6 protein-coding genes and 1 pseudogene are annotated in these 14,373 nt (G+C 33.1%); 5 read left to right on the top strand and 2 right to left on the bottom strand.

From position 1 onward, the window contains the following. The first annotated feature begins 1,235 nt into the window (after window positions 1-1,235). The 5 genes and pseudogenes from EV145_RS19605 to EV145_RS19625 form a co-directional block, all read left to right on the top strand. A complete protein-coding gene (locus EV145_RS19605; RefSeq protein ID WP_133526884.1) occupies window positions 1,236-4,703 on the top strand; it encodes a SusC/RagA family TonB-linked outer membrane protein in 3,468 nt (1,155 codons plus the stop codon). A gap of 11 nt (window positions 4,704-4,714) precedes the next feature. Beyond that, on the top strand, window positions 4,715-6,217 hold the full coding sequence (locus EV145_RS19610) for a RagB/SusD family nutrient uptake outer membrane protein (RefSeq protein ID WP_133526885.1): 1,503 nt from the start codon (window positions 4,715-4,717) through the stop codon (window positions 6,215-6,217). Window positions 6,218-6,234: 17 nt separating this feature from the next. After that, complete coding sequence (locus EV145_RS19615) at window positions 6,235-7,098, top strand: substrate import-associated zinc metallohydrolase lipoprotein (RefSeq protein WP_133526886.1); 864 nt, start codon at window positions 6,235-6,237, stop codon at window positions 7,096-7,098. Between the two features lie 19 nt (window positions 7,099-7,117). After that, entirely contained in the window at window positions 7,118-8,452 is a 1,335-nt protein-coding gene (locus EV145_RS19620) for a DUF4302 domain-containing protein (RefSeq protein WP_133526887.1), read from the top strand. Between the two features lie 657 nt (window positions 8,453-9,109). Further along, a pseudogene (locus EV145_RS19625) lies at window positions 9,110-9,726 on the top strand (SDR family NAD(P)-dependent oxidoreductase); the annotation flags it as partial. Between the two features lie 1,561 nt (window positions 9,727-11,287). Here the strand turns inward: EV145_RS19625 and galE are convergent. Both galE and nagB read right to left on the bottom strand, forming a co-directional pair. Further along, window positions 11,288-12,334 (bottom strand): UDP-glucose 4-epimerase GalE, encoded by a 1,047-nt coding sequence (galE, locus tag EV145_RS19630; RefSeq protein ID WP_133526888.1) that lies wholly within the window; start codon window positions 12,332-12,334, stop codon window positions 11,288-11,290. Between the two features lie 90 nt (window positions 12,335-12,424). Beyond that, window positions 12,425-14,353, bottom strand: a complete 1,929-nt coding sequence (nagB, locus tag EV145_RS19640; protein ID WP_133526889.1) for a glucosamine-6-phosphate deaminase — start codon at window positions 14,351-14,353, stop codon at window positions 12,425-12,427. Between the last annotated feature and the right edge of the window lie 20 nt (window positions 14,354-14,373).

Here is a 14,373-nt window from a genome sequence, read left to right on the forward strand (position 1 = left end):
GAGAAAGAGCTGTTTTATGACTATCGGCAATGATCATTTTAGTTTTACTTCTAATTTCGGTTCATCGGTTATTTTCGCAATAGTGAAATAAGGATCGGTTCTGGCAATACATCTGGAACTTTTCATATCAAGATCATTTAAAACGGATTAAGCATATCCAGTATCGTAAACTGCCTTCCTTAGCCTAATTGCAGTGGTGAACGGATCTCAGTGTTAAATTCAGCAGGAACAAAAGTGCCAATTTTTACTCCGGTAAACTTGTCCAATTGACTTTTGCCCTTTACATTTTAAGCATTTACATTAATAACGAAATCATCATTCACTACATTTTTAGAGGCTTGTGTAAAGGCAGATTCCCCACCTACAGGATTTATTATAATAAAGGGCTGCGCACTCAATCTTATTTTTCATGGCCAACTCCAACGTATAGTACCCATAGTAGGATCAAACGAAGCGGTCCAGGTTACAGTTTTCATCCAAATTAAAGCTAATACTTTTAAAAGTTTTACAGAAACTCTATTGCCTTAGAGCTTGAAACAAACTAGAAATATAAAAGTGCTGCTTTATACATAGCAATATCGAAAGATGCTGAGGTTAGCACAATGTCTGATTCATTCTTACCAGGTGCTCACATATATTATTAACGATTCGATAAGTAAATGAATAGCAGTTAATAAGCTCAGATTTTTACGTTAACGAGCAATTTTGATCATTAAACCCAAAAATTTGACCGTTAACTACTTTTCAATATGCGCAATACCAATAAGAAATTAATTTTACATTTTATTAACATTTGTCTCGCAATTTGTTAAACATATGTAAATAATTGTCGGCTTATTTTTTAACAATGCAACAAGCCTCTTGAAAGGCAAAAAAGTTAGAATTTCTTATTTAATTGAATAATTAAGATTTGGTAAACAGATTTTAAAATTATAAAAAACATTAGTCACAAATCAAAATTGATATAATTCTTTTTCCAACAAAATCTGACAAATCGAGTAATCTAATTTAAATCTGTCTACAACGTTTTTTACTTTTTATTCTTTCTATCACAATAACAACTCTTTTAAAATCATAATAGGATAAATAATCTAAAAATAATACCATGTAAAAACATAATTCCTGAAAGTGAATAATCAGGCTACATTACTAATAACCCAAAATTTAACTTTCTGTAAATAGTAATTCATACTCTCTTTAAATACTAATTATTAAAAATCAAAACTTATCAAATTATGAAAAAACCAATTGTTAAAAAACGATTGCCCAATCGAATTATGAAAATAATATTATTCCATTTGGTCTTAGCAATTGCATTCTCAAATTTCGCAGTGGCAAATAAGACAAATGAGCTAAGAATGTCATTTCGTAAATTGAATGCCGGGCCTATCATTAAAGCTAAAGTAACAGACTCAAATGGAAGTTCGCTCCCTGGAGCAACCGTAACGGTTAAAGGAACAAAAATGGCAGTTTTGACAGATTTTGATGGAAATTTTTCTATAGAAATGCCTGCCAATACATTCACTCTTGTTATTTCATATGTAGGTATGGAAACAAAAGAAATTGGAATTTCCAGTATTACTCCAACAATAATTCTAAATGAAATTGGTCAAAACTTAAAAGAGGTTGTTGTGACAACAGGTTATGAGAAAACCTCTAAAAGAACTTTTACCGGAGCCATCAGTAAAATTTCCGGAACTGAATTAAAAGTTGATGGAGTTGTTGATGTAAGTAGAATGATTGAAGGTAAAGCGGCTGGAGTTACTGTACAAAACGTAACAGGAACTTTTGGTACTGCGCCAAAAATCACAGTACGTGGATCTTCGTCTATTTTTGGAGATACAAAACCTTTATGGGTAATTGATGGAGTTGTTCAGGAAGATATTATCAATATTTCATTTGCTGACTTAGCTTCAGGAAACTCTGAAACTTTATTGAGTTCTTCTGTTGCAGGTTTAAATTCTAATGATATTCAAAGTATTGAAATTCTTAAAGATGCATCGGCAACTTCTATTTATGGTTCAAGATCGTTAAATGGTGTTGTAGTTGTTTCAACTAAACAAGGACGCAGGGATTCACCATTAAAAGTGAGTTATTCTGTTGAAAACACAGTAAGAAGTGTACCAAATTATTCTCAATATGATATTTTAAATTCGCAGGAATCTATGAGTATTTTAAAAGAATTAGAAGGATATGGCGGAGACGGTAAAGGATTTTTGGAAATAGCATCATCTCTTAACGGAAGATTTGGAGGGGTATATAATATTATGGCCAAACAAATTGACACCTATAATAGAACAGGTGGTCAGTTTGGTGTTCGAAATGATGCTGTTAGCCGTAATCAATTTTTACAGAAATATGAATTAGGAAATACAGACTGGTTTAGTGTTTTATTCAGACCTTCTATTACTCAAAATCACTCTTTAAGCTTTTCGGGTGGTGGAAAAAACAATACCTTCTACGCATCTCTTGGTTATTACAGCGATCCGGGATGGACAATTGCTGATAATGTAAAGCAGTTAACATCTAATATTAAAGGAACATTTTTTGTAAATGACAGATTAAATGTAACTGTATCTACAATGGGGTCAGTGCGTAACCAACAAGCTCCGGGAAGTTACGAGAGTAAATCAGATCCTGTATACGGAAGTGTAAACAGGGAATTTGATATCAATCCCTTTAAATATGTTCTAAATACAAGCAGAACTTTAAGACCTTATGATGATAATGGAAATTTAGAGTATTATAGAAACAACTGGGCTCCTATGAATATTATCAATGAGCTTAATAATAATACATTAGATATAAAAGTAAATGATATTCGTTTTCAATTGGATTTAGAATATAAATTAAATAAAAATTTAACTTATAATCTAAGTGGTTCTGCACGATATGCAAACACATCTAGAGAGCATAAAGTTTATGAAGACTCAAATGTTGCTGCAGCTTATAAAGCGGGTACAGCTTTGAGCGCCGAAGGAGAAAACTCAATCGTTCAAGAAGCAAATATCTTTTTATACCAGAATCCTGATAATTTGACAGCGCCAAAAGTATCGGTACTTCCAAATGGTGGATTCTTAAGAAAATTTACAAATGATATGACTTCTTATAACATTAGAAATAGTGTTAATTACAGAAATACATTAAATGAAAAACATGAATTAGAAGGTTTTTTTGGTACAGAACTTAGATCAGTAGACAGAAGTAGTGATAATTTTACTGCTGCAGGACTGCAGTTCGACAGAGGACTTACTCCTTTTATTGATCCTAGATTTATTACTAAAATTGTAAATGACGGAGATTCTTATTATGGATTTGACGCCGAAAGAGAAAGAACTGTTGGTTTCTTTGGTAAAGTAGGATATACTTACGATCGTCGTTATACAGCGTCTCTTACAGGTCGTTATGATGGTTCTAACAGACAAGGGAATAGCGGATCTAACAGATGGTTGCCAACTTATACTGTAAGTGGTAAGTGGAATGTGAGTGAAGAAAATTTCATGAAAAATTCTAAAACCATAAACAATTTAGCCTTAAGAGCTTCTTACGGACTTACAGCTACTGCAGGACCGGCTACGAATTCATTAGCAATTTATAAAAGTTTTATCACGAATCGCCTTTTCTTACAAAACAGAGAATCTGCAATTTCTATTGATGAATTGCAAAATGGTGATTTAACATGGGAAAAACAATTCGAAACTAACATAGGTGTAGATTTAGGTATGTTCAACAACAGAGTACAATTTGTAACAGATATTTATAGCCGTAAAGCTTTTGACCTGGTTGACTTTGTGACCACTTCAGGTGTTGGAGGACAAAGTATTAAGCAAGGTAATAATGCTGATATGGAGACTAAAGGTTTAGAGATAGGTTTTACAACTCAAAATATTATAACTAACAATTTTAAATGGTCGACTACACTTAATTTTTCAGTTTACGATCAAAAAATTACAAAGCTGCAAAACAAACCATCAGCTTTTAGTCTGGTAAACGGAAACGGCGGAAATGCATTAGGAAGCCCAAGAAATTCAATTTATTCATATGAATTTACAGGATTAAATAATCAGGGATTACCAACTTTCAAATTACAGGATGGTGCTGATAACAACATGACTGATGCTGATTTTCAAGATACAGCTGATGTTACGAAATACTTGAAATATGAAGGTTCTATTGAGCCAAATAAATCTATAGGTTTAGCAAATACTTTTACTTATAAAAGTTGGTCTTTATATGTATTTATAGTAGGTTCAGGAGGAAATAAAGTTCGTTTGAACCCTGTTTATGATAGCGTTTATGATGATTTAACAGTATTTACAAAAGATTTTACAAACCGTTGGATCAATCCTGGTGACGAAAACATTACAAATGTTCCGGTTATTGCAGATAAAAGATTAATAGAAAACAATGGTGGAGAGCGCACTTTAGCAAAAGCATACAACACTTATAATTATTCTAATGTTAGAATTGCTGATGGTGATTTTGTAAGATTAAAAAATGTGTCGCTAAGCTGGGAGTTTCCTAGAGACTTCAAGAAAAAATTAGGACTAAGTGCATTTACATTAAAAGGTTCAGCGGTAAACCCTTGGTTGATTTATTCTGATAAAAGACTTAATGGTCAGGATCCGGAATTTCGTAACACTGGAGGTGTAGCTTTTCCAATCACATCACAATACACTTTTACCATAAACCTTTCTTTTTAATATAATTGATTATGAAAAATATAAGAATAGCTTTATCTCTATTGATGCTTATTGGTGTTAGTAGTTGCGATGAATTCCTTTCGGAAACACCAGATAACAGATTACAAATTGATACCCCTGAAAAAATCTCAGAATTATTGGCAGATGCTTATCCTGACGGTTCTTACGTTTCGATTACAGAAAGTATGACAGATAACGTATCTGATAATAAAAGTTCACTGGTAAATATAAATAACGAGCAAAGTTATAACTGGGAATTACAAGATGATCAAACAGGCAGGGATACTCAAGGTTTTTACTGGAATGCCGCTTATAAAGCAATTGCCACAGCTAATCAGGCATTATTATCGATAAAAGAATTAAGTGACACTCCTAATCTTAATCCTCAAAAAGGAGAGGCTTTATTAGCGAGAGCGTATGCGCATTTTATGCTTGTTTCGATATGGTCTAATCGTTATAATCCTGCTACTGCAGCAACTGACTTAGGGATTCCTTACATAACAGAGCCTGAAACTGTTTTAATTGGAAGCTACAAACGTAATTCTGTAAAAGAGGTTTTTGACTTAGTTGAAGCAGATATGCAAGAAGGGCTAAAGTACATAACTAATGAGTACAGAACAGATTATTTAAAGTATCACTTTAATAAAGAAGCAGCTAAAGCGTTTGCTGCACGTTTTTATACTATAAAAGGAGATTGGGCAAAAGTTCTTGAATTTACAGAAGGCTTAGGAAACAGACCTGTTGGTAAATTAAGAGATTGGGTAGCTTATAATGGTTATGATTTTCCTAATAAACCAATTGAATATGCCAAAAATACACAGATTACGAACTTGCTGGTAGGCTTCCCTAGTTCAATTTGCGGTAGAGCGACAAGTACAAATAGATTCGCTTTTACCAGAGCAAAAGAGAGAGATGAAATACTCGGTGCCGAAACTAATATTTTTAACAAAGACTGGTTGATTGATATTTCAATACAAGGAGCAAGTGGAGCTAATGTAGCAGTCTATAAATTTGATGAATATTTTAAATATACCAATTTAACAGCACAGATTGGTCTTCCGTTTACAGGAGTAGTACTTTTCTCTAATGATGAAATGTTTTTAAACCGTATTGAGGCTCACGTTATGACCAATCAGTTGGATATTGCTACTGCAGAACTAGAGTATTTTTTAGGAACCAGAACAGATGGTTATGCAGCGACAGATGTGTTGACAAAAGCTAAAGTATATGCAAAGTACCCTGTTATTGCTGATGAATACACTCCTTTTTATGCATTATCTCCGGAGCAAACCTCTTTTGTTAAAGCAATTACAGAGGCAAGAAGAAGAGAATTCCTACATGAAGGACAAAGGTGGTTTGATATTAAAAGATTTAACCTGGTAATAGAACATAATACTTATAACTCTCAAGGACAAATAAGTAAAAAAAACATTTTGGTTAAAGATGACAAACGTCGTGCTGTACAAATACCGCTAAATGCATCTAATAATGGAATTGAAAAAAATCCGAGATAAATTTAATTTAAACTATTATGAAATTAATTAAACAATATAAAAAGATAGTACTGGCAGTTGCAATTATGGCAATGGTATCATGTTCTCATGAAGATCAGCCAACTGAAACTGCATTAGATTTTACTCAGCCGGTAAAAACTGATTTAGATAAATGGATAGATCAAAATTATTTAGATCCTTATAATATTAATGTTCAATATGAGTGGAACCAAAATGTAGTAGAAGCCAATAGATTTTTATACCCACCTGCAATTGAGAAAGTACAACCTGCTCTTGAAATCATTAAAAAAATATGGATAGACAGTTATAGTACTATAGGAGGAAAAGATTTTGTTAAAATATTAGCGCCAAGAGATTTTGTTTTAGTGGGAGGAGTGAATGTAAATCCGGATGATGTTTCTAATACTTTAGGATTGGCAGAAGGAGGAAAGAGAATATCTCTTTTTCAGGTAGATTATGTAGATAAAAAAAGCAGGGCAAGTGTTACGCAATTTATTCACACCATTCAGCACGAATATGTACATATTTTAAATCAGACCAAAACATTTGATGTAGAATCATGGGCAAAAATTACGCCTAATGATTATAGTTCAAACCCTTTTAGTATTACAGATGCTGCAGCGCAAAGACTTGGTTTCATTAGCGCGTATGCAAGATCAAATTACACTGAGGACTTTGCAGAAACTGCAGCAATAATTTTGCTTATGTCAAAATCAGAGTATGATGCTTTCTATGCCAGTATTACTGTACCAGCCGCTGTTACTGCTCTTAAGAAAAAAGAAGCCCTTGTGGTTCAGTATTACAGAGATGCGTTTAATATAGATTTTTATGCGCTAAGAGACGAGGCTCAAAAGAATACAACAGATGTTTTAAATAATTAAAAATTAAACCAAAGAAATTATGAAAACTAAAAATATATTTAATTATTTGATGCTTCTTTTTTTGGCTTTGCAACTAAATAGTTGTGTTAGTACAGAGGCAGAGCAAAAGTTTGACGAAACGCCTACTGAACGTTTGAATAAACAAAAAAGTGAACTAAATGACTTATTACTTTCTCCTGCCGAGGGATGGAAAGCAGTGTATTATACAGATGATAGCCAACTAGGCGGATTTACACATTTGTTTAAATTTTTACCAAACGGAAAAGTAGATATGGCTTCTGATTTTGATGCAGATACAGATATCCACAATAGTCAGTACGAAGTTCAGTTAGGAAGTACGGTAAGTGTAGTTTTTACAACAAAAAACAAAATTCACTTATTATCAGATTCTAATAATTCACCACTTGCTGCAGGAAAAGGTTTCTTAGGTGATTTTCAGTTCTTATATTATGGTCAGGAAAATGGTGACCTTGTTTTTAGAACAAACAGAACTGTAAAAGAAGTTCGTTTTGTAAAAGCAACTGCTCAGGACTGGACTGACTTAGCGAAAAACAAAGCCTCGATTGCAAATATGACAGGAGATATCAATAGCCCATTATTTAGAATATTGGAAACTAATGACGGAGGAACAGTAAAAAAATATGAATTTAACTTTAATTCCGTAACCAGATTTGGATTAGCAGCTCCACTTGAAAATGTTAATGCCGAAACCCTTAAAGCAGCCGTTGCTTATACTCCTACAGGAATAACAATAAAACCTGCTGTTGTGGTTGGGACTCAAAGTTTAACAGATTTTGTTTATAACCCTACAGATAAATCTTTTGTGGCAACAGGAACAAATGGAGCGACTGCAGCAATTAAATTTACAAACGCACCACCAAGATTAACAGAGGATTATAAAATATTTTTAGAGGGTGGTCCTCAAATTACAATAGGATATATCGCTGCCAACTTATCGACTGCTGCTACTAACTCACCTTATGCTAAATCAGTTTTAGATAAAGTAAACGCTACTTTGGCTGCTAATCAAAAACTTGCGAGAGTTCAGATTGCTTTCAATGATCCTTTGAATGGTAATTATATCGCATATACATTTAATGGAGGAAAAGCAACGATTTATCATTTCTTTACCACTACTGAAGATGCTGTAAACAAGACCATTATCTTAACAGATGACGGTTGGTTGGGAGGAACTGTAGCATCAAGAGCATTTTTGAAAGTTTTAGATGATGAAATTACAAATCCTAAAGGTTTATACATTAAAAAAGAAACTTTTACAATCTACTATACGAATGTTATTTACACTTATGCAAGTGCATCTACTCCGTTTAGATTGACAAACTACAGATTTTAATAAGGCTTTAAGTTTTTTTAATTTTTGAATAAAGAGCGGCTCATTTGAGCCGCTCTTACAAGAATTTATTAATTTGTTTTCTTGTCTCATTTAATTTTAATGATTGTATTTATTGTTACATCTGAAATTCAACCGACATAAAATGATTGAAGATATAAATATTAAATAACCTAATTGCCATGAAAAATATAAATATTGTTTTCCTTTTATTGGGTTTGCTACTGATAGCAATATCAATATTGTCTCCAGAATATACAAGACATTTTCTTTACCTCGCTGTAATAGTGTTCACTCCTGTAATTATTGTTAATATGATAAAGCAGAGAAAGGAAGACAAGCTCAAAAACACAAAAACATTTGAAGCCTCGATTTATAGAATGTTAATTATGGTAGTTGTATTATTTGTTTTCTTCCTGCTTACCATGCAAAATAATAGGTAAGAATTTTATTTTGAATTTAAAGCAGTTCAACAGGTTGAGCTGCTTTAAATTTTAGCCCTTTTTAGATTGTATTGAGCTTTGACTGATGTTTAAAGGGGTTGCAATTGTTGTTTTTCTAAAGGGAGTTACCATAGTTCCACAAGTTATCATAACAGGACTATCGATACATAAATCTTTAAATTAATTTTGAATATGATTATTAGAAGGAAAGTTCGCCATTAGTACGGGTGCTAGTCGTGGACTTGAAAAAGAAATTACTGAAGCTTTTATAAAGATGATGCAAATGTTGCTTTTAATTATACCTCATCTGCAGCTTCTGCAGAGGCTTTAGAAGCTGAATTGAATGCTTTATGAGTTTTTAGAGCGAAAACCAATCAAATGCGGCCGATTTTAATGAAGCGTAAACTTTTGTTGATGCTGTATTGGCTGATTTTGGAATAGTTGACATCTTAATTAACAATTCCAAAATTACAAAAGATGATTTTGATCAGTTATTGATGTAAACTTAAAGTCAGTTCTTAATATGACAAAAGCAATTCAAAAGACTTTTCTAAAACAACGCGCTGGTTTTACTATCAATATTAGTTCAGTTATTGGAGTTTCTGGAAATGCTGGTCAAACAAACTCCGAGCGTCTAAAGCGGATCCAATTGGATTAGAAAATCTCTAGCACTTGAAATAGGTTCTCGAAATATTCGCTGTAATGCAATCGCTCCTGGTTTTATCGAAACTCAAATGTCTTCGAAATTACCTGAGGATGTAATAAGGATGTAGAAACGGAATTCTGCTGAAAGGTGGTGGAGCTACTGAAGATGTTGCAAACGCATGCCTTTTCTAAGCTTCAGAAATGAGTCCTTAATGTTTGTGGAAGAATGCTTACTCAATAAGTTGATGGTTCGTTTTTTATTGTTCTATAGCCACAAACTAAAATAAATATGACTACAAACACGACTCTATTACTTATTTAGTAATAGCGGGTGGTTTATCATACTTTGAATATTACTTCAAAGCTAAAAACAAATCGAATGTGATTTTTACGTTTTTTGGCCATTTTTGGACTATTGGTTTTATTGATAAACCCACTTGATCCCTGTATTGATCAATTTAACCTACATGAAAAATAGTCGAAGGTATAAAGGTAGTTTTAATTTACACATCGATTTATCAAAAAAAACATAAAGATGATTAATCTCGAAAGTCTATTAACGCCAGTTCACTCTGATTTCAAAGTATTGACACTAACAAGTTTAGCATTAATAATGCCCACAAAAACGCTCCAATAAATATACATGTCCACGTAATTTTATTTATATATTTCATAATATCATAAATTCTAATTTAAAAATTCATTCCCTATTTAGTAAACAGTTTCAGTAAAATCTTCATTAAATAACTATAAATTCAATAAAAATAATATTGACATTAAAATTTAGAGATTCTAACAGAGTACTGATCTGGTAAAATTGATTAACAGAACCCTAAATTTGATAAATAATATAGTCTGGATATAACTAAAAAATAGAACTACCAACATTTTTTTTCTCATTTATGGGTCATTACTATTATTCATCCAAACTTAATCGGGCATCACCTTGAATATAAACACAATTTACTTTACGTTTAAATGCGAAATTTTTCATTAGAAGAGATCTGTGATTTATCCTAATTTTTTATGTTCATTTTAACGAGAATATACTGCTTCAAGAACATAACTTTCTTTTGCTTCTAAAATAAAACTTTCTAATTGATCACATTAACGCATTCGTTGCATTTCCATCCCATGTACTTTATAAAATAGACTTAATGAATGGTACACATCGCTTTTTTTTATATTGGCTACTTATTCCAAAAATAGATAACTCTCCAATCACAATCCTACTCTGTTTGAGCAGCTAAAAGCAAACTAAATCTTAAAGCTTATCCTACAAATAATAATTACATTATACAAAAAAACCGCCTAAAATTCAATTTAGGCGGCTATGTCCCTATATTGATCTATTTAACCTACATGAAAAATAGTTGAAGGGATAAAGGGACTTTGAGAAAACTTTAATATATTAACTCCCTAGACAACATAGCAATCCTAAAATAATTTTATTAATCATTACTATTGCTGTTTTTTTGAAAAAAACCTATTTACAATTTACATGCCTCTTTATTCCAAATAAATACATCTTTAATCATGTAGCAAATAAAAATAAAAACAAGCACAATTGGTATCAAAAAGTAGTTAACGGTCGAATACTCTGATTAACGGGCGATTCTTAAACATCTTTTATTTTAATAAGATTTAACTCAAAAAATGGCGTGGTTGCACAAGACTGGCATAACTTTTTACAAGCTTTTTTTCTGTATGTTCGTAGAAATGAAAAAGTATGTTTCAAACTGTAATAATATTAGTTATCAAGTAGTTTGTGATTAAACATTATTTTACAAACGATTTTTTGCTCCCATCTCCATGCGCTTGCCATAGCTTCGTCTAAACTTAATTCTGCTTTCCAGCCTAAAACATTATTTGCTTTGTCTGTATCAGCATATGCTTCAGTGATATCACCTTCACGACGTGGCATAATTTTATAAGGTAATTTTTTATCGCTTACTTTTTCGAAACTACTAATGACTTCCAAAACTGAACTTCCTTTTCCGGTCCCTAAGTTAAAAATCTCTACCTTTTGCAAATTCTTTTTATTAAATAAACGCTGTAATGCAATGACGTGCGCTTTAGCCAAATCTACAACGTGAATATAATCACGAACTGCAGTTCCATCAGGAGTTGGATAATCATCTCCAAAAACAGACAATTCTTTACGCAATTCTACACCGGTTTGCGTAATAAAAGGCACTAAGTTTTGAGGAACACCTAATGGTAATTCTCCAATTTGATTGGATGAATGTGCTCCAACCGGATTAAAATAACGTAATAAGATTGCGTTTATGTTGGTTACTCTCGTAGTGTCTGTTATAATTTCTTCTCCAATTTGCTTGGTATTTCCATAAGGAGACATTGCAGCCTGTACCGGAGCATCTTCCGCAATTGGCATTTTTTCGGCTTGACCATAAACCGTACAAGACGAACTAAAAATGAAACTTGCCTCAGGTTTTTGCTGTAATTCCTGTAAAAGATAAACCAAAGTACTGATGTTGTTTTCGTAATACAATAACGGATTTTCAACACTTTCTCCAACTGCTTTTGAAGCTGCAAAATGAATTACTCCTGTAACATCGTTATGTTTTTTAAAAAAATCCTGAACTGATGCTTTTTCTCTTAAATCTAACTTTTCGAATAAAGGTGTCTTTCCTGTAATATTTGTAATTCCTTTTAAAACATCTTTTGTAGAATTGGAAAGATTGTCAATAATCACTACCTCAAAGCCTTCATTTTGCAATTCGACTACGGTGTGAGAACCAATAAAACCTAATCCTCCTGTTACTAGTACTTTCATTTTTTTAGTTGTTTACTATCTAGTTAATTTGTAAGCCCGTCTTGCAATAAGAATCCAAGTATTCTTTTGTTTTTGCCAGACAAGAATTATTTAATACTCCCATCTCACAAATGCTTCCACAGCTGCATACGTTGCCAGTCCTAATTGCTGGTATAAATCTGCTGTTTCTGCATTTCTGTCTTCAGCTCTTTGCCAAAATTCTCTTGCATCGGTTCCCTGGAAAACAACACCATCTTTTTGAGATTGGTGTTTGAAGATTCCGTGACGTTTTGCCAAAACCTGATCCGGGCTCATTGGTACCGCCATCTCTACTTCGTCAATTCCCCATTCCTGCCAAGCTCCACGGTACAACCATAACCAGCAATCATCCATAAACGATTTTGGTTTTAAAACTTTTACCGCTTCAAAAATTGCATCAAGACAAACTTTATGGGTTCCGTGTGGGTCGGCTAAATCGCCTGCAGCATAAATTTGGTGCGGTTTTATTTTTTCGATTAAATCCACGGTCAATTGAATATCTTCTGCGCCGATTGGTTTTTTCTCGATTGTTCCCGTTTCATAAAATGGCGATTCCATAAAATGAATATGATCGTCTGTCAAACCAACAAAATGACTTGCTGCCCTTGCTTCTCCTTTTCGGATTAATCCTTTTATATAACGAACTTCCGGAATATCAATTTCACTGTTCTTTTTATTGGTTAAAAAAGCTGCTGCATTTAGATAGATATTATCTGCCTCGGCACTTTCGATTCCGAATTTTTCGTTGTAATCAATTACGAATCTTGCAAAACGCAATGCTTCATCATCCGCGACAGCAATATTTCCAGAGGTTTGATACGCAACATGCACTTCATGTCCCTGCTCCTGCAAACGCATGAAAGTTCCTCCCATACTGATAATATCATCATCTGGATGCGGACTGAAAATCAACACGCGTTTTTTAGTCGGCTCCGCTCTTTCCGGGCGGTTTGAATCATCTGCATTTGGTTTCCCGCCTGGCCAGCCTGTAATTGTATTTTGAAGTTTATTGAAGATTTTGATATTGATATCGTACGCCGGACCTGAATCTGCCAATAAATCGCTCATTCCGTTTTCGATATAATCGGCATCAGTCAACATTAAAATAGGTTTTTTAAGCTGAAGTGCCAATCCTAAAACCGCTTTTCTAATTAGTTTATCTGTCCATGCTACTTTTTCTACCAACCATGGTTTATTGATTCTGGTTAGTTTTGAAGAAGCTTCTTTGTCTAAAATAAAAACGGCATTATTGTGTTCCTGCAAAAAAGAAGCTGGTACACGATTTGTAACTTCATCTTCTACCGATTTTTTTACAATATTCGCCTTTCCTTCTCCCCAAGCCATCAAAATAACCTGTTTAGCCTCCATGATTTTTTTTACTCCAAGGGTTATTGCCGTTCTTGGTGTATTACTCAATCCGAAGAAATCTTTGCTTGCTGCAACTCTCGTAATATGATCCAGAGCCACTAAACGCGTTTTTGAATTTTGAAGTGAACCCGATTCGTTGAAACCAATATGTCCGTTTCCTCCAATTCCTAAAATCTGCAAATCAATTCCGCCTAAAGCTCCAATTTTTGCTTCATACTCGTGGCAATAATCAGCGATTTGTTCTTTTGTCAAAAGTCCGTCTGGAACATGAGCGTTTTCAGGCAAAATATCAACATGATCAAACAGCAATTCTTTCATAAAACGAACATAACTGTTAATTGAGTTTGGTTCCATCGGATAATATTCATCCAAATTAAAACTGATTACGTTTTTAAAACTCAAACCTTCTTCTTTATGCAAGCGAACTAATTCAGCATAAAGCCCTTTTGGAGAAGAACCTGTAGCTAGACCTAAAATACAAGGCTGATTTTCTTTTTGTTTTGACTGAATTAAAGCTGCAATTTCCTGGGCAACTGCTTTTGAAGCATCAGAAGAATTTTCAAAAACAACGGTATTGATGTTTTCGAATCGTTTTTCGAATCTTGTTGCTTTGTCGATTTTACTTTTTAACATGATATAGTTTTTTTTTAATA

Source organism: Flavobacterium sp. 245 (genome assembly GCF_004362055.1).
Lineage (GTDB): Bacteria > Bacteroidota > Bacteroidia > Flavobacteriales > Flavobacteriaceae > Flavobacterium.

Excerpts from the sequence above, each read along its gene's own strand:
- EV145_RS19610 (WP_133526885.1), top strand. The coding sequence starts at position 4,715 with ATGAAAAATATAAGAATAGCTTTATCTCTATTGATGCTTATTGGTGTT.
- EV145_RS19620 (WP_133526887.1), top strand. The coding sequence starts at position 7,118 with ATGAAAACTAAAAATATATTTAATTATTTGATGCTTCTTTTTTTGGCT.
- EV145_RS19615 (WP_133526886.1), top strand. The coding sequence starts at position 6,235 with ATGAAATTAATTAAACAATATAAAAAGATAGTACTGGCAGTTGCAATT.
- nagB (WP_133526889.1), bottom strand. The coding sequence starts at position 14,353 with ATGTTAAAAAGTAAAATCGACAAAGCAACAAGATTCGAAAAACGATTC.
- galE (WP_133526888.1), bottom strand. The coding sequence starts at position 12,334 with ATGAAAGTACTAGTAACAGGAGGATTAGGTTTTATTGGTTCTCACACC.
- EV145_RS19605 (WP_133526884.1), top strand. The coding sequence starts at position 1,236 with ATGAAAAAACCAATTGTTAAAAAACGATTGCCCAATCGAATTATGAAA.